The sequence below is a fragment of the Nocardia sp. TBRC8007 genome, assembly GCF_056629435.1.
On the sequence record NZ_JBWSOR010000052.1, the window covers coordinates 1 to 16079 of the forward strand.

General features: G+C 62.8%; 15 protein-coding genes and 5 pseudogenes. 10 read left to right on the plus strand and 10 right to left on the minus strand.

Going from position 1 to position 16079, the window contains the following annotated elements; translation table 11 throughout:
- Positions 1-540 precede the first annotated feature (540 nt).
- The 5 genes and pseudogenes from ACX4ZE_RS21950 to ACX4ZE_RS21970 form a co-directional block, all read right to left on the minus strand.
- A complete protein-coding gene (locus ACX4ZE_RS21950; RefSeq protein WP_480275368.1) occupies positions 541-2019 on the minus strand; it encodes a sensor histidine kinase in 1479 nt (492 codons plus the stop codon).
- A 249-nt stretch (positions 2020-2268) separates the two neighbouring features.
- A complete protein-coding gene (locus ACX4ZE_RS21955) occupies positions 2269-3009 on the minus strand; it encodes a group II intron maturase-specific domain-containing protein (protein WP_480275382.1) in 741 nt (246 codons plus the stop codon).
- Between the two features lie 463 nt (positions 3010-3472).
- Positions 3473-4477 (minus strand): annotated as a pseudogene (locus tag ACX4ZE_RS21960) (recombinase family protein); the annotation flags it as partial.
- Positions 4478-4721: 244 nt separating this feature from the next.
- A complete protein-coding gene (locus tag ACX4ZE_RS21965; RefSeq protein ID WP_480275369.1) occupies positions 4722-5057 on the minus strand; it encodes a hypothetical protein in 336 nt (111 codons plus the stop codon).
- Positions 5058-5128: 71 nt separating this feature from the next.
- Positions 5129-5896, minus strand: a complete 768-nt coding sequence (locus ACX4ZE_RS21970) for a reverse transcriptase domain-containing protein (protein WP_480275370.1) — start codon at positions 5894-5896, stop codon at positions 5129-5131.
- A 398-nt stretch (positions 5897-6294) separates the two neighbouring features.
- Here ACX4ZE_RS21970 and ACX4ZE_RS21975 point away from each other — a divergent pair, with 398 nt between their 5' ends.
- From ACX4ZE_RS21975 to ACX4ZE_RS21990, 4 genes and pseudogenes are all read left to right on the plus strand, one after another.
- Entirely contained in the window at positions 6295-6744 is a 450-nt protein-coding gene (locus tag ACX4ZE_RS21975; protein WP_480275371.1) for a hypothetical protein, read from the plus strand.
- 76 nt (positions 6745-6820) lie between these two features.
- Positions 6821-7249, plus strand: coding sequence for a hypothetical protein (locus tag ACX4ZE_RS21980; RefSeq protein WP_480275372.1), 429 nt, complete (start codon positions 6821-6823; stop codon positions 7247-7249).
- Positions 7250-7259: 10 nt separating this feature from the next.
- Complete coding sequence (locus tag ACX4ZE_RS21985; RefSeq protein ID WP_480275373.1) at positions 7260-7550, plus strand: hypothetical protein; 291 nt, start codon at positions 7260-7262, stop codon at positions 7548-7550.
- 96 nt (positions 7551-7646) lie between these two features.
- A pseudogene (locus ACX4ZE_RS21990) lies at positions 7647-7901 on the plus strand (IS481 family transposase); the annotation flags it as partial.
- A gap of 10 nt (positions 7902-7911) precedes the next feature.
- On the opposite strand, the gene ACX4ZE_RS21995 reads toward ACX4ZE_RS21990, so the two are convergent.
- From ACX4ZE_RS21995 to ACX4ZE_RS22005, 3 genes and pseudogenes are all read right to left on the minus strand, one after another.
- Positions 7912-8280, minus strand: coding sequence for a site-specific integrase (locus ACX4ZE_RS21995; protein WP_480275374.1), 369 nt, complete (start codon positions 8278-8280; stop codon positions 7912-7914).
- Positions 8281-8509: 229 nt separating this feature from the next.
- Positions 8510-8818 (minus strand): hypothetical protein, encoded by a 309-nt coding sequence (locus tag ACX4ZE_RS22000; RefSeq protein ID WP_480275375.1) that lies wholly within the window; start codon positions 8816-8818, stop codon positions 8510-8512.
- Between the two features lie 619 nt (positions 8819-9437).
- Positions 9438-9768: pseudogene (locus tag ACX4ZE_RS22005) on the minus strand (transcription termination factor Rho); the annotation flags it as partial.
- 4 nt (positions 9769-9772) lie between these two features.
- Here ACX4ZE_RS22005 and ACX4ZE_RS22010 point away from each other — a divergent pair.
- The 3 genes and pseudogenes from ACX4ZE_RS22010 (at position 9773) to ACX4ZE_RS22020 (ending at position 12187) form a co-directional block, all read left to right on the plus strand.
- A complete protein-coding gene (locus ACX4ZE_RS22010) occupies positions 9773-10072 on the plus strand; it encodes a DUF4258 domain-containing protein (protein WP_480275376.1) in 300 nt (99 codons plus the stop codon).
- On the plus strand, positions 10065-10391 hold the full coding sequence (locus ACX4ZE_RS22015; RefSeq protein ID WP_480275377.1) for a hypothetical protein: 327 nt from the start codon (positions 10065-10067) through the stop codon (positions 10389-10391). The genes ACX4ZE_RS22010 and ACX4ZE_RS22015 overlap by 8 nt, the downstream gene beginning before the upstream one ends.
- A gap of 638 nt (positions 10392-11029) precedes the next feature.
- Positions 11030-12187, plus strand: a pseudogene (locus ACX4ZE_RS22020) (IS3 family transposase).
- A 41-nt stretch (positions 12188-12228) separates the two neighbouring features.
- Here ACX4ZE_RS22020 and ACX4ZE_RS22025 read toward each other — a convergent pair.
- A complete protein-coding gene (locus tag ACX4ZE_RS22025; protein ID WP_480275378.1) occupies positions 12229-12414 on the minus strand; it encodes a hypothetical protein in 186 nt (61 codons plus the stop codon).
- Positions 12415-12549: 135 nt separating this feature from the next.
- On the opposite strand from ACX4ZE_RS22025, the gene ACX4ZE_RS22030 reads away from it, so the two are divergent.
- Together ACX4ZE_RS22030 and ACX4ZE_RS22035 are read left to right on the plus strand one after the other, a co-directional pair.
- Positions 12550-13293 (plus strand): transposase, encoded by a 744-nt coding sequence (locus ACX4ZE_RS22030; protein WP_480275379.1) that lies wholly within the window; start codon positions 12550-12552, stop codon positions 13291-13293.
- Between the two features lie 65 nt (positions 13294-13358).
- Positions 13359-14111: pseudogene (locus tag ACX4ZE_RS22035) on the plus strand (IS5 family transposase).
- A gap of 336 nt (positions 14112-14447) precedes the next feature.
- On the opposite strand, the gene ACX4ZE_RS22040 reads toward ACX4ZE_RS22035, so the two are convergent.
- Positions 14448-15227, minus strand: coding sequence for an ETX/MTX2 family pore-forming toxin (locus ACX4ZE_RS22040; protein ID WP_480275380.1), 780 nt, complete (start codon positions 15225-15227; stop codon positions 14448-14450).
- Between the two features lie 623 nt (positions 15228-15850).
- Between ACX4ZE_RS22040 and ACX4ZE_RS22045 the strand changes: the two genes are divergently transcribed.
- The coding region (locus tag ACX4ZE_RS22045) for a hypothetical protein (protein WP_480275381.1) at positions 15851-16079 on the plus strand (229 nt) is incomplete at its 3' end.

Consider the following 16079-nt stretch of genomic DNA (forward strand, 5'->3'; position numbering starts at 1 on the left):
TTTATTTTGGGGAAGATCCATGAAAGTCCTTCGTAAGAAGGTTTCATTCGTCATTGCTGCTTCAGCGGCCATCGCGGGTTCGCTTGCACTCGCGGCGCCGAGTGCCAACGCATATCCCACCAAGACGGAATGCAATCGGCAGACTATGAACTGGAAGACTCACGACGGCCCCCATGGCGAAAATCGAGAATGGGTGTGCACCTACAACGAGCAAAAGGCTGGCACTGGCAGCCCACATAGGGTGGTCGAGTTCATGCCGTACCCGACGAGCCACCGATATATCGGCACCATCCACCAGGCATGTAGACACTGACACATCCCACGCTCTACAGCCCACCTGACCGGGCTCCACGTCGCCTGTTGTCATGATGCTGGGCTGCAAGAACAGGTGATGAACGCCAGGTCTGACGTATAGAGGGCACGGGCGACGCAAGGGCGATGATATTCTTCGGAATTTTTGTCGTACTTGATGTTTCGCTCGTGCCCGTCATTATCAAGAGCTGTGTCGTAGCTACTCGGCAGGCGGAACCGTTGCGGTGATCATCCCGACCCCGCAAGGACATGTTGTTCGTTGCCTTGTGACGCACTTTTGCCAGGTAAAGTCATGCGAATCAGTGCGCCACCGCGATCGGATGTCTCGATCGAAAGCGTGCCGCCGTGTTTTGTGACCACTTGTTCGACAATAGCGAGTCCTAGACCAGATCCGGGCATCGACCGAGCGGATGCTGTTCGGTAGAACCGCTCGGTTACCAATTCCCGCTCGGTGGGTGGGATTCCCGGTCCTTGGTCGTCAACGATTAATTCGATCAGGTTGGAGCTGTTTTCGCGCATTGTTACGCGAACCTCACCTCTTTCTGGGCTCCACTTCGCGGCGTTGTCGAGCACGTTGAGGATCGCACGCTCGAGCCCGGCGTCGTGCCCGTACAGCAACCACGGGCGCAACTCTGCTACGAATGTGATTCCGGGACGGCGTCGCCGCACGCGGTCCAGCGCCTGTGCAGTCACCTCACTGACATCGACCTGCTCGTAGGTGATTTCGGTCGCGTCCTCGCGCGCCAGCTCTACGAGATCGGTGACCAGTGTGGACATCTCCTCGATCTGTGCGAGCACGTCCGAGCGGAGCTCGGCCATGTCATGCTCGGGGATCGGGGGCGCGCCAGGGCGTGACGAGGCGATCACCAGTTCCATGTTGGTGCGCAGCGACGTCAGAGGGGTGCGCAGTTCATGACTCGCATCGACAACCAATCGGCGTTGCTGGTCGCGCGATTCCGCGAGTGCTCGGAGCATAATGTTGAAGCTGTTGGTCAGCTTGGCGAGCTCGTCGTCTCCTGTGACGGGAATCGGTGTCAGATCGTTGGTGCGTGCGATTCGTTCGGTTGCCGCGGTCAACCGTGCGACGGGTCGCAGCCCCGTCGCACCCACAGCGGCTCCCGCCGCAGCAGCCAAAACGACACCGGCACCACCGACAGCGAACAACAACCAGGCCAACCGATTGAGCACGTTTTGCGTCGGTTTCAAAGGTCGCCAGATAACGAGCGTTGCGCCAGTCTTCATTCGCTGTGCCAGTACCCGCTGGTCACCGACCGTTCTCAACGAGAATTCGCTCTGACCGCTGGCCACCGCCTGTTCTGCTGTACCGATCGGTACGTCCCCCCATGGCAACGCCACCCACTGCTCCGCGTCCGGGTATCTCAACGCGAGGGAAACGTCGCTGGAGTACATGCTCCCCAGAGTGAAAACGTATCGCAGGTCGACGGAATCGAGTCCGGTAACGATCATTCCGTTGGCTCGCTGCTGCAACTGTCTGTCCACCTCGGCGTAGAGGGCACGCGCAATCATCGCGTAGGCAGCAATGGAGGTCAGCGCAACAGCCACCACCACGACTGACGCGGCCAGCAACGTGACCCGCCAGCGCAGCGAGACCGGACTGCTGACCCCGTTCGACTGATCTATCTCCCGCGTTATCACTTGCCGCTGTGACGCGGCGACTGCCGTTTGGGACGAACCAACCTCCGCCATAGCTGATGTGTTCCTGTCTCGCCATTTCCGTACTGCACTATCAATGACGCGCATGGCACGACCCCAACACCCCTGATACGAACACACAGACTTGTAGGTTAATGGCCGTGAGCATGACCACAGCGGCTGAGAGATAACTGTGAGGCACACCGGGCGAGTCGGGGACTGTCTGAACTTCGGCTCTGCTGCACTTCCAGTGGCAGGCGTTGAGTTTCAGTGAGCAGTCCCCGATAACGAGTCCACCCGGGATCAGAGCCAGGTGATGTCGTTCCGTGTGCCCGCGTAGAACAGTGTCACGTCACCGTCTGTAGGCTTCCAGTCCGGGAAGTACTGCCGTCGCAGCTTCCGGACCGGGGTCTTCGGGTGACGTTTCACCGTCCAGTTGAATACCCGCCGCCAAGTGTAGGCGGTGAGATAGGCGAACGTGGTTTTGGATGCCGCATGCCGGAAATACGTGCACCAGCCCCGGATCATGGGATTGAGCGTGCGCAGCAGTTTGGCCAGGTTCCTGGCGCTGTTCCTGCGAGTGGTTTCGCGGACCTTCCCGACGATCGAGGCCAGGGCCTTCTTCGACGGGAACGTGTAGACGAACCGCTTGTCCGGAGTTCCCTTCTTACGGGACCGCTGGATGCGGAACCCCAGGAAGTCGAACCCGTCATCGATGTGCGCGACCCGCGTCTTGGCCTGCGACAGACGCAGTCCGAGCGGGCCGAGCACTCCCGCCACTTCCTCTCGCAGAGCTTCGGTCTGCGTTTCGGTGCCGCTTACGAAGACGACGAAGTCGCCGGCATAGCGGACCAACCGGCAGATCGGAACGCCTTTGCGGGCGGCGGTGTGACGCTGCTTGTGGCTCATCGTGTTCCAGCGGCGCTCGAAATGCTCGTCGAGCGCACTGAGTGCGATGTTGGCCAGCAGCGGGGAGATTACGCCCCCAACGCAGTTGGCAATGTTCGCCCTCCGTGTCGGTGCTGCCGGTCGCCGCTGCGGTATCGCTGGTGCGTTCGCGGATGGGAATGCGGTGGCGGATGGTGATCTTTTCTGGTCCGATGAGGACGTCTTTGACCAGCAGTTTCAGCATTCGGCGGCGTTCGGCGGTGGTGGCCGTTTCGGCGCCGGTGTTCAGTTGGCTGAGGAAGCCTTGCAGGTCGGCGGCGAGGGCGAGGTAGGCGTCGCGGTCGGCGAGCTGGGCATCGAGGGCCTCGATCTGGTTGCGCAGGTTCGTTTCGCGGGCCCGAAGATCGGGCATGCGGGCGCGTAACTCGTCGATGTTGATCAACTGCTCGCCGAACGCTTCGATCATCGCCGCGATCCCGGAGCGCGCTTTCGTGAGCGCTGCCTCAAGCTTTTTACGTTGTGCAACAACAGGATCAGATGTTTTTGCGGTCTGCAGGCGTTTGTCGATCTCGTCGCGGATCAGCCGCGGGTCGGCCAACAGGGCGGTGATGTGATCCCAGACGACGGTGTCGAGGTAGTCCGCGCGCACGGGCTTGTTGTCACAGACCCGCCCGCCTTCGTAGCGGTAGTCGTCCGATCCCAGGCACCGGTAGTAGTAGATCTTCTTGTTCGTGGTGCGAGTCGACGTGCGATAGTAGCCGTAACCACACGCAGCGCAGACCGAAAGCCCTTGCAGCAGAGACGGATCGACACTTCCCCGGCCCAAGGACCGCTTGTTGTCGGCCAGCCGCGCAGCTACCCGGTCGAAGGTTTCGGCGGTCACGATCGCCGGGACCGGGATCTCGATCCACTCCTCACGCGGGCGGTCCACCGTTTTCGACGGCTTGGGCACCGATCGGCCCTGCAACCGGGCGATGCGGTTCAGCGCTGCCGATTCGTGCACGACCATGGTCTTGCCGAACACCGCGCGACCGGCATAGGCGGGGTTGCGTAGCATCGCCCAGATCACCGACCGGTCCCAGCGGGTCTTTCCGGTGCGCGTCAGGGTGCCCGAGCCGGTGAGCCAGCGGGCCAGATCCGCGATCGAGGCGCCGTCGTCGGCGTAGCGGCGAAACATCTCCGCGACCAGGACGGCCTCGTGCTCGACGATCTCGTAAACCGCACCGGAATGGTCGGTGCGGCGCAGGTAGCGGTAGCCGAACGGTGCACCACCGAGCACGTTCACCGACCCGCTGCGGGCTCGGTGAGTCTTGCCGCGCCGATACCGCTCCAGGATCTGAGCCTTCTCGTACTCGGCGAACATGCCCTGGAACTGCACCAGCAACTGATCCTCCGGTGAATCACCATGCGGACCGTTGACGAACTCGACTTTCGTTCCCGCCCTGGTGAATTCCTCGAACAGCAGCGCCTGCAAGGCGAACTTGCGGGCCAGCCGGTCCGGCGAATAGCACAAGACCATATCCACCCCGACCCCGGCGACCAGATCCCGCAGCCGCTCGAGCGCCGGCCGGACCAGCGTGGCGCCGGAATGCCCGTCATCGGCGAATACCCACTGCTCAGGCACCTCGAGCCCGAGAGTTTCAGCGTGCGCGTTGCAGTGCCGCGATCTGGGATGCGATCGTCTCGTTCTTCTTCTGCCGGGCCGAGGACACCCGGGCGTAAATCACCGCGCTCGTCATGTGACGAGGATCCTTCCTGAGCTCGCCCGATGCGGGCCCGTCGCTGCGGAACCAAAATCTCATAGGCCACCGACAGATCCGTGGCCGCGTGCCGGTCGAAAACGAACTCCGTCTCGACCTGCCGCCGGATCACCGGCCGACCGACCGCCGACCGGACGCCAGATACTCGGCCAACGCCGACGCCACCACAGCGGAGACCGCCCCGCCCGACGCCCGAGCCTGTTCACGGGCGCGATCTGCCAGTGCAGCAGGCACTTTGATCGTGACCACGACGACCGGCTCCGGCACCGCAACCTCACCACCGTCAGCGCGGGCCAGGTAACGGCGGGCCTGCCGCGGCGAACACCCGAACCGGGCCACCAGCACTCCCGCTGCATCGGCAACCGGCACGCCAGCACGGGCAAGCTCCACTGCCGCATTGACACGCCGAGCAAATTCAGCAGTGCTGCAACGATTCCCAGCCACGTCACAACTGTAATACCAAACATGTCACACCGCCCCGGAAATCCGGCGAGGGCGTTCCAACCGGCGGTAGCTCAGCGTGACATCGAAGCAGAAGTTGCCAACTGCGTTGGGGGCGTAAGGATCCCACCTTGCGGGGCGCCGGTGTCGTTGGCAGCCAGCCGCCCCAACTCGGTCATGACGCCCGATTTGAGGAAAGCTTTCACCAGCGTGAGGACTTTCTTGTCTCCGATCCTTCGACGCACCCGATCCATCATGACGGTGTAGTCGATGGCATCGAAACACGCCTCGATGTCGGCCTCCAGCACCTGCTCGTAACCGCGAGAGGTGAACTGATGGATCTCGGCGATCGCGTCCCACGCCCGTCTGTGCGGCCGAAACCCGTAGGAACACGGGCGGAAATCGGCCTCGAAGATCGGTCCGAACACCAGCTTGAGCGCGGCTTGCACCACGCGGTCCCGGACGGTCGGGACACCCAGCCGGCGCAACTTGCCGCCAGCTTTCGGGATCATCGGCTCCCGCACCGGAAGCGGCGCGAACACCCCCGACAGCAGAACCCGGCGTACCCTGGCCAAGAACTCCGGAACCCCGACTGTCTGCTCGATATAGAAGACCGTACGGCCATCCACCCCAGAGGTTTTCGTGCCGCGATTGTCCCGCACCCGTATCCACGCCGCAGCGAGGAACGCCGGGTCGGCGACCAGGTTGAACAAATCACAGAAACGGCGGTCCGGGTCGTGGCCCGCCCACCTGTGCAGTTTCGTCTGGATCTCCCGTACCCGCCCGACCAACCTTGGCTGCTCGACCGGAGCGACGGTATTCACCATCGCGTCTTCAGGCATTCCAGTCCTCTCCTGTATGACTCGCTGCCGCCCTTACCCCTGTGCCGGGCTTTCCCCGACTCCAAGTGCTACGGCGGCTCCGCCCCTGCCCGTCCCCGTCGGTGGTCCGATGCACCTGACCGGCGACCGCTCTGGTTCGGCGGATGTGGTCGACACCGGGCAGGTTCCCGTGTTCACTGATGATCGATCGGCAGGGCCGGTGCCCAACTATGCCCCTGCGGCCATCCACGGGTACGCTGCAGACCTTCCCCGTGGCCTCCCGAACCTGCGGATACATCACGTTCGGAAGTCGCCCACCACCACATGGATTCAACGGCGGGCACTCTGCCGCTTCCCGGCCCATATCCGCCAGGTTGGAGCCGGTTGAACACTGAAGGGGCTTTCTCGCTGGTTCCTCGGTGATCAAGGAATACCTGTCCTACCGGACATTCAGCTGCCTGCTGCCGACAGAGGTGGCCGGTCGGCTCAGCGACCTGCCATTCCTGTTCGTCATCCGCGACCGTGTCCACACCTGTATCCGCCGCACATCCAGCGTGTGGGCCGACACGACGGTGTATCACACGCTGTCCGGACAGATCGTGGTGTTCGGCGACTGGGACGACAGACAGCGGCGCTACCGCCTCACCCGCAGCGGTCTCCAGCCCTGCACCCAGCGCATGCTGCTGTGGGCAACACTCCACGCCACGCCCCTCCTCGGACCTCTGCGCGCTCAGCTGCTCACCGCGATCCGGCACGACCACCACGTCACCGGCACACGCGACGCTGGAGGGGCGCTACCCCGAGCGCCCCGTCCTGATCGTAGGCGACCGAGACGGTTTTGCCTCTCTCGCGAGACGTGGGAGCAGTAGGTAATAGAGGATACCTATGGGATACAACGTGTTTCGCACACGAAGCGCGGAAGCAATAGATAGTGGGAGGATATCTATGAGAAACAACGCTATTCGGACAGCCACCATGGTCGTCTCCGTTAGCGCCGCATTGCTCACAGGGCAGACACTCACCACCGCACCGGTCGCGCAGGCGACCAGCGGTGCCTGCGCCTTCGCCTTCAACAGGGAGCCTTACCTGCTGCACGAGGCCGTCGTCGTAGGCGGGACGGTGGAATGCAACCCCGCCCCTTTCCAGTTCTATCTCAAGTTGCAGCTGTGGCACCGGTCGGGCTCCAGCAACCCGAGGCCGAAGGGGGAAGAAGCTGTCGTCACACAGATTCCCAGCCCGCACCTCCACGTCGCCACGATGGCGCTGGACTGTGTGCCTGGCGTATGGCAGGGCACGATCCTCATGCGGGCCACATGGGACACCGGGACCGACGAGGGCCGCAAGGAGACGATACCCACCTTCATCCAGTGTTAGGTTGGACCGAATGAAGGTGCTCCATGGCGACATCAATACCGGGCCGGCCACGTGGTCGACCCGGTGGTTCTGGCTGCGCCGAAACCTGTACTACCGGGCTCGTCGCGTCGCCCGCGAGCCTGGCTACACCGGCGCGCACCAGTGGAACCCTCGCCGCGAGTACGGTGGCTGGACCATCCGCCCGGCCAGTGGGTGGCGGCGGTTCCGCTGGATAACCCCACCACTGCACTACACACGCACTATCCCCGCCGACGATATGTACGCGGTCGGCAGTTGGATGCTGGAGAAGCTGGAGAAGTAGGTTCGGCAATCCCGGATACGGTGGCCCCACCTGGTCCGCTTTCCAGATGGGGCCGCTGCGGGGTGGCTACCCTATCCGGCTCGCGCTCGCCATCGGAGATCAGTCGGGCGGATCCCCGACGGTGGCGGCTGGCGCGTCCGCGGCAAGGGGTCAGCGCAGGCCAAAGCAGTCGAGCACGGCAAGACCGCGGGCAAGAAGGGCGGCTACATCTACCTGCACTCGGCAATCGACGGGTACTCACGCCACGCTCGCACCGAATTCCTACCGAACGAGAAGACCTCCACCGCAGCCGGATTCATGCACCGCGCTCGTGCATTCTTCGCGTCCCACGGCATCGTCCACATCCAGCGGAGACAGCGCGTCAAACGTGTGAATCGGTGCTGCGGCCGCGGCGGTGCTGGCGGCGCAGTACCCCGGCGGTGGTGTCGTCGCGGACGGTGAGCAAGACCAGCCAGCGGTGCAGCGCGCACCACGGACAGCTCAACGCCGGGCCTTTCCCGCAGGACACGTAGATGTAGCTGAGCGCGTGGCGGTTGGTCTTGGTGCCCCGCAGCCGGACCTGTAACAGCCGTTCGGCGTCGAGGGTCAGCGACGGATCACCAGTGGTCAGAGCGGCGGTTTCGCTGCGTCGGCCGAGGATGCTAAAGGTCAGGGTGAGCAGCGCGATGTCGCGGCGCGCGGCGACCTGCTGCACCCAGGTCGTGGCGCCGGTGTGGGCGGTGGCGACCATCGCGGCCACGACCGGCCGGGGCGCGGCGGGCGGCGCGGGTGTGGGCGGCGCGGACTCCGGCCAGCACCGCGCGCACTGGCGGGGCGGTGGTCGGATCCGGGTGGCCGGCGTCACGGTGGGTGGCCGGGGTCGCGTCCGCAGCGTAGCGGGCGGATGCGGCGGCGACCAGATCGGGGTGCGCGGCGTCGGCGAGCGAGCGCAGCCGCGCGGGGGCCCGGCGGCGGGGCGCTCAGGCGTCGGTCTCGGCCCCGGGGCGGTGGCGCGCGGCCCGGAAGGTCGGCTGCGGGACGGGACGGCCGTCGGGCGGGGGCGGCGTCGTGTCGTCACGGTGACGGTCGGCCGGGCGGAACAGGGGCACGGCGGGCGGGTGCGGGTGGTCGGGCACGGGCGGTCCTTTGCGGGGAATAGGTGGCGGAGCGGTGGTTCCGACCAGCGTAGCGGGAGTCACCGACGCCACTGCCCAAGGAATCGACGCGCACTCGGCGCCGTCGCGCTGTTCTGTCGGGTGCGACCTACCCGGCCCGCTCGTCGCGCTCAACGTGCTCTGCTCCAATCTAGTCCGTCCTGCGCTCGCCACCTTCCCTGCAGGGCGCTGGCGGCACCGTTCGGTCCGGATCGCGCGGGATCCGGCCGGGTCGACCGGGAAATCGGGCGCAAGCCGGGGGTCGCGGGGCGAGGTCCGATAATCCGCCTTATCGGACCTCCGCCTGACACCCGGTCGCGGACTGGGCACCCCTTGGTGGGATGCGTCATGTCGATGTCGGTCGGCGCTCCGGAGTTTCGTCCTCAGTGTCGGTGGCGTTCGTCATCGGAGGTCGGTAACTGGCTGGTCACGGGCCTATTTCGGTGTGGCGGGGCACGACTCGACGTATGCTACGCATCTCTCGGTGAGATGTCAGTGGTGACGCGTCACCACTGACAGATCGAGATTGTGGCGGTGCGCAGCACACGATAGGGGCGGCAGGCGGCCGGTGGGGTCGCTGGCGGATCCGGAGCGCGAGGAAGGCCACGGCATGGTTGCCTCGCCGCGGCCTTCTGCCTGGTTGCGTGTGGTGCTTACGAACACCGCGCCGACATCCACCAAGCCCTACTCAACATCGCCTGCTCAGTCATCTGCCTCTGCAAACTCATTCTGAACTGAGTGCTCAGTCGCGTTCGTCACCGGTCGAACCGGGTCTCCACCAGGGCCGTCGCGATGGTCGTCAGCGAACCGCCGTCCTCGATGTTGCGCGCCGCGCCGAGAAACCGCTTCGGCGGGTACAGAGATGTCGAGTCGACACCGCCGGAGAGGATGAGCCCCGAGGCGGGCGATGCGTTGTTATAGGCACGCCCGAGTCGAGTGATCGAAACCAGCAGCACCACGACGTCGTTGCCGTAATCGACCAAACGCTTGGTCCGCTCGATATCGGGGTCGGCGTTGAGTGTGGTGGCCTGACTGGTTCCCAGCACGGCCCCCAGGACGGTGTAATCGTAGTCTGTGGTAGTCTCAGATGTGGCGATTAGGTATTACTGGGGCTTGGCGCATCTACTTGCCCTGTCCGGGATCGACATCAACGACATATACGACATGCTCAGTGCGCTGCTAGCTGGCGAACGACCGATGTGGCTCATTCCCGCCACCGATGACGCGACCGGAATCAAGGCATCAGTGCTGATGGGACGCACCGACGACGGCCGGGCCCTAGTGGTACTGGCCCGCGTCGACGGTCGGGACCTGTATGTGATCAATGCGTTCGAGCCGACCCCGGAACTGATCGCCAACTTCGAGAAATGGGAGGCAACCGATGACTGACCAGTTCGACAGCATGACCCCCGCCGAGGTCGCGGCCCTCACCAAGCGCCTGAATGTGCACACTGATCAGGCTGAAACCCTGGCGCCGCCGGTCATCCCTGGTGTGGACACCGGAGCCGACGTCGTCCCCCGGTCGGTGAAACTGCCCGCCGCGCTGGACCGTCGATGCAAGGCCCGCGCCACTGACCTGGGTATGACCATGTCCGCCTACATCCGCTCACTGATCGAGCGCGACCTGGACGGGCAGACCACCGCCCGGCCACTGACCACAGCAGACCTGCCACTGATCGCCGAGTTCATCCGCCACACCGCCGCATAAGAACTCCCAACAGAGGGCGGCACATGGCGAGCAGCACGCTGGCCTTGACATCCATACGAGGTGCGCCGGCTCGCTCCTGTAGGTTGTGGCGAGCCGCTCAATCCGAGGCTACGGTCGGTCTCCTCGGCAAGTCGGGTAGGGATCGGCGCGAGGCGAGAAGTTCGCGCACAATGAGGGCATGACTGATATCGCCGATTTAGCCGCCTTCGCGCGGTCGCGATTCGGCAGGTCCGGGATTCATGCGCGGGTGCGTAACGGCCGCGAAGTGCACGGGGTGGCGATGACCCGCTGGTTCGGTGAGGAGATAGTGCCAGAGTTGTTGTTTCACAACGGTGTTGCAGGCTGGATACCGATTGCGTCGGCTCCCACCCTTGATCCGGTGACGTGCTCGAGGTGCACTCTCAAGATTAGAGGCCGGTGACCTAGCCGCGGTACAGCTAGCGCTGTTTGACTGACCGGACACTTCATGGTTGGTCTGGATACGATCCTTTTCATGAGCTATCCGCAACACCAGCAGCCGCCGATGGGTTATCCGCAACAGTGAACCGTCCCGGCTTTCCTGCCGGCTTGGGCCGTCCCGAGTTTGAGTCCGCTGGGTTATGAGGATTCCTCGTCTCTTGATGGAAGGATCCCTGCCCGTGCCCATGATGTATTCGCCACAGTTCCGTGAGCGCGCAGTCGCGTTGATCGTCGATGAAGGTCGGTCCGTGGCCGAGGTTGCCCGCGATCTGGAAGTTACCGAACCCACGTTGTATCGCTGGAAGCAGCAAGCCCTCATCGACCGCGGTCAGGCGCCGGGTACGTCCTCGGTCGAGTCGGTGCAATTACGGGAGGCGTTGAAGCGCATCAAGGACCTCGAAGAAGAGCTGCGTGCGACGCGGCTGGCGGCCGAGATCCTCGACGACGCCGACCTCCGCCCAAAAGGCGGTTCCCGGTTGTCGCGGCCTTGACCGGGCAAGGAATCAGCATCCGCACCGCCTGCCGAGTGTTGGGGGGTGTCCGAACGCGGATATCGTCACCACCGCAACCGTCCGCCCTGTGAACGCAGACTTCGCCACGCGATGATCGCCGAAACCATCAAGACGATCCACGCGGCCTCGCGCAGTTGCTACGGCGTCCGCCGCATCCATGCTGAGTTGACCATCGGGATGGGCATCGAAATCGGGTCCGGTCAGGTGCACTCGATCATGAAAAATATTGGTATCAACGGCCTTTCTGGAACGCGGAAGCGTTACATCAGCAAGGAGGACAGGGTCACGCACGAGGATCTCGTCAAACGAGACTTCACCGCCGAGCGGGAGAACCAGCTCTGGTGTACCGACGTCACCGAGCATCCCACCCGAGAAGGAAAGGTGTATTGCTGCGCGGTGATCGATGTCTACTCCCGGCGCATCGTCGGTTGGGCGATCGACTCACGGCAGACCGCATCGTTGGTGCTCAATGCGCTCGACATGGCCATCGCGGCCCGCTCGCCGGATCGGACGGTGATTCATAGCGATCACAGCACTCAATTCACCTCTTGGGCCTTCAGTCGCCGTATCGCCGAGGCCGGTCTCGTTGGTTCGATGGGCACCATCGGTGATGGGTACGACAATGCGTTGATCGAATCTTTCTGGAGTCGAATGCAACTCGAACTTCTCAATCGAAAACAATGGAAAACTCGCGCTGAACTTGCCAACGCCATCTTCGACTACATCGAGATCTTCCACAACCGTCAACGTCGGCACTCCGGCCTCGGCTGGCTCACACCGTCCGAGTTCGAGAAGGCGAACCGGCGTCTACAATCTATCTCCTGATTCTCATACCCCAGCGGACCAGGACTGAGGACGGCCCAGCTTCATGGTTGAGTCATCACCGGCTGGGATGGCTGTAGTCGAGCGTAGTAGGCGGCCTCGTATTCCTCGGGTGAGGCGTGTCCGAGCAGGCTGTGCATAAGAAAGCCCTCCTCGTCAACGCGAAGCACCCCCGTTATCCAGGGCAAGCGAGGGGTGAGGGGGCGATGCCGGGTCGTAGTGTGTGCCACCCCCGGATTCTGTCTGAATCCGAGCCTCGGACAGGTGCCCACGTCGACAGTGACAGCCGGATAACAAGTGGTGGATGCGCTGAATCAGAAGATAGAGCGATCCGGTGTATCGCCGAGCGCTACAGTACGCGAGCTATGACAAGGAGATCCGCGGAGCAACTGACCGATCTGACTGCGCGGGTCCACTCGGTGCTGCCGGTACCGGCGGGTCGACCGTGGAAACTGGGGATGTTCCGGTCGATCGTGTTGGTGGTGGCGATATCGCGGCGGAACCCGGCCCAGGACTTCGCCGGTGCGGTGTTCGGGGTGTCGCAGTCCACCACGCATCGCCGCCGGCAGTTGCTGCGGCCAGCGATCGCGCAGGTCCTGGACGAGACAGTTCTTGAACCGGGCAGCGCGGACAAAACTACTGTGCTGGTCGACGGCACGATCTGTCCTACCTGGAACTGGAAGGCGCATCCGAACCTGCACTCCGGCAAAGTCGGTCACGCTGGGATCAACGTACAGATTACCGCGCACGGCACCGGGAAACTGTCGGCTGTGGACCCGGTCTCGGTACCGGATGCCCGCCACGCCGCCGTCGATTTCTCTGCTCCGAGGCCGGCCAAACTTCTCGACGACCCGCACACTCTCGCCGACCTGAGATACCTGGGCGTTGACGGCATCGATGTGACCCCGATCCGCAAATCGCCACGACGATCGCTATCGCACATCGACAAACAGCTGAACAAGACCTTGTCGAGTCTGCGGGACCAGTGGAAACAGCTGAAGAACTGGCACATGCCCAGCGGCCGAGGCGGCTGCTACCGGCCGCCGATCGAAACATTCCCCACCACGTTACAGGCCATTATCGGCCTGCACTTCTTCAGCACCAAATGAATAAGAGCTCCTGACAGGTTCGGTCGGTTGGTGTCGGGTTGTGTTGCAGTGAAGGATGTTTCGCTGTGTCGGCACCGTGGATCGTGGATGACGAGTTATGGGCGGTAATCGAACCGCTACTGCCGGTGAAGCCGGCCGGGACACCGGGACCACCGCAGATGGACCCGCGCCTGGTGCTGCAGGGGATCTTGTTCGTGTTGATCACCGGGATCGGGTGGGAAGACCTGCCACAGGAACTGGGGTTCGGGTCCGGGATGACCTGCTGGCGCAGATTACGGGACTGGCAAGCCGCCGGGACCTTCGAGCAGATCCATCAAGCCGTGCTCGCTCGTGCCCATACCGCCCAGTTGATCGATGTCGACCGGGTCATGGTCGACGGCTCGCATGTGCGAGCGAAAAGGGGGCGCCGCGACAGGTCCCAGCCCGGTAGACCGCGCCAAGACTGGTTCCAAGCATCATATCCTGACCTGCGCGAACGGCTTCCCGCTCGCGGTCGCGCTGTCCGCGGCCAACGTCAACGATCACCTGATGTTGCCCACGCTGCTCGACTCACCAACCTGATCGCAGACAAGGGATACGACTACCCCAGCGTGTATTCCGAGCTGAGACAACGCCATATCACCAGCTACATCGCTCGCCGTAGCACCCGCGACACGGTGACCGCCGGTCGCTGGATCGTCGAGCAGACCTTCGCCCTGCTACACCAGTACCGGCGGCTGGCCATCCGATGGGAACGCCACACCGACATCCACCACGGATTCCTCAACCTCGCCGCCGCTCTCATCTGCTGGCGACGACTCAGCAACCGAACCCGATAGGAGCTCTAAGCTTAGCTGTATCGAGTTACGGGAGTGAGTTTTTCGACTCCAGAGCGTGAATTATGTGGCTTCTGAAAGGGGGAGCATCGCAACGGTGGATGACCACGCGGTGCCCACTGCGACCGTGTTCATGCTGACCAGCGGCCGCGCTTGGAGATAGTCGATGCGGGGCGTGGGGTGAGCTGAAAAGGGGCGGTTCTTCCGGCAGCAGAATGTGCAGCGCCAACTCACACAACCACCACGCCACCGAAAGAACCGCCGTGTCTCACCGTAATACCCTACCGACTGCCGAGGCCCTCATACCGAACAAGCACCTGCGGCGGGTACGCGCACAGATCAGAACGCCTTGAAGGTTCGTGTCAAGGTCTTCGGCGCGGGCGCATTGGGAGCGTTGGGAGCATCAGGCTTGATCGAAATCTTGACCAGGAAATTCGCCCCGTAAGTAGCACTGTAGGTTCCGGCACCCTTGAAGTTCAGCACCTGCCTGGCGTCGTTCAGCGAGAATCCATCTCGCAGCGGCGGAGGCACCCTGCGATCAAAGGTCGTATGCTTATCGTGCGTCAACCTGATCGCCTTATAGATCGGGAATGGGGGGAAGTAGTACACTATGGGACTCGCCGAATTGCGACTCAGCAGATGGCTGATGAAGCCGCCGATATCGGTGTTCAGTTCGACGTTTCCCGTGGCTACCGACTGCTGCAGCATGACGTTGACCGTGGCTGTGGAGTGGGGAGGAACCTTGACGGTCTGTCCGGGAGCGGTGTAGGTCGACGAATTGGATGTCGAGCTGCTGTGCGTCTGGTCGAAGCTCCAGGTCGTATTCAGTTCGGCGCCTACCTTCAGCGCCTTACTGATATCCAGCGAGGCCGATACCTTGGTCCAGACAGAGAACCCGCGCGTGACCGACGTCGTCGTCGTGTTGGCCACGGTCTTGGAGAAGCTCTGACTGGTCATGGCCTGTTCTTGGTTGCTGGTATTCCGCAAGGTCGACGTGCCCGCGAACCACTGTTTACCCAGAGTGACCTTGGGACTTCCCGTAAGCGCCACAAAGTTATTAGTGAACGTCACCTTACTGGTATCCGCAGTCTCGTAGTCAAAGATCTGTGCCCGGAACACGTCTTGGAGGCTGGGGAGCTTAGGGGGGCCGCATGCGCGGGAATTCCCGCCAAGAAGGCGGTAGATACCGCGGATACCATACCGACAACAACACTGATGCCACGCTTCATTGGTTCGATCCTTCTATCTTTGTTCAATTCTCGAGTACTTCAGACGCGCGGTAGCTGTTCTCGACGCGCGCGAAGTCCGCCGCGACCACACTGTTCTTTTTCCGACGTCCTTGCTGGAGAACGTGATCAGGGGTCATGCGGTAATGCTTCGTACCCGTGAACCGTTTCCCTTCAATACCTCTCCAGCGGAGAACAGTAGACATGGCTCCGTGCGATATTGTCAACGAAGTTCGTTTTTGTTCCTTTTCTTCACAGCGGTCCCCGACCGTGCCATGATCACGAACGGGTATTAGTTCGGGGCTCCGCACATATAACTCCATGACGGCGAATATGACGGCGGAGCGGATTTCTTTGTGCTGCTTGATATTCCGGGTTCCGTCGCGTCTGTCTGCGTGAGAATGGCGTACCTAGGTGAGTTGCCCAGTGCGTGCGAGATTTCCTGATGAACTTGCGCTTCTTATACCGCAACGACATTCGGGTGGGTTCCGCGTCGCAGGCTCGGGTACGGAGTATGTGGCGGGGTTGGAACAGGGTGCGGCGATCGCCGCGACGGGTGGATTCGGATCAGAGCTGGAAGAAGTCATTTGTGGCAACACTGAAGAAGTATCCGAACGCGTTGAAGACACGGGTGACTCGGTTGGATCGGGAATTTTACCACGAAACCGGTGGTCCGGAAGTCGGCTGAGCAGTTGGGACCATCATGAGACCCTGCGTAACTGGATTTGTCCGGGCAACGCCGACC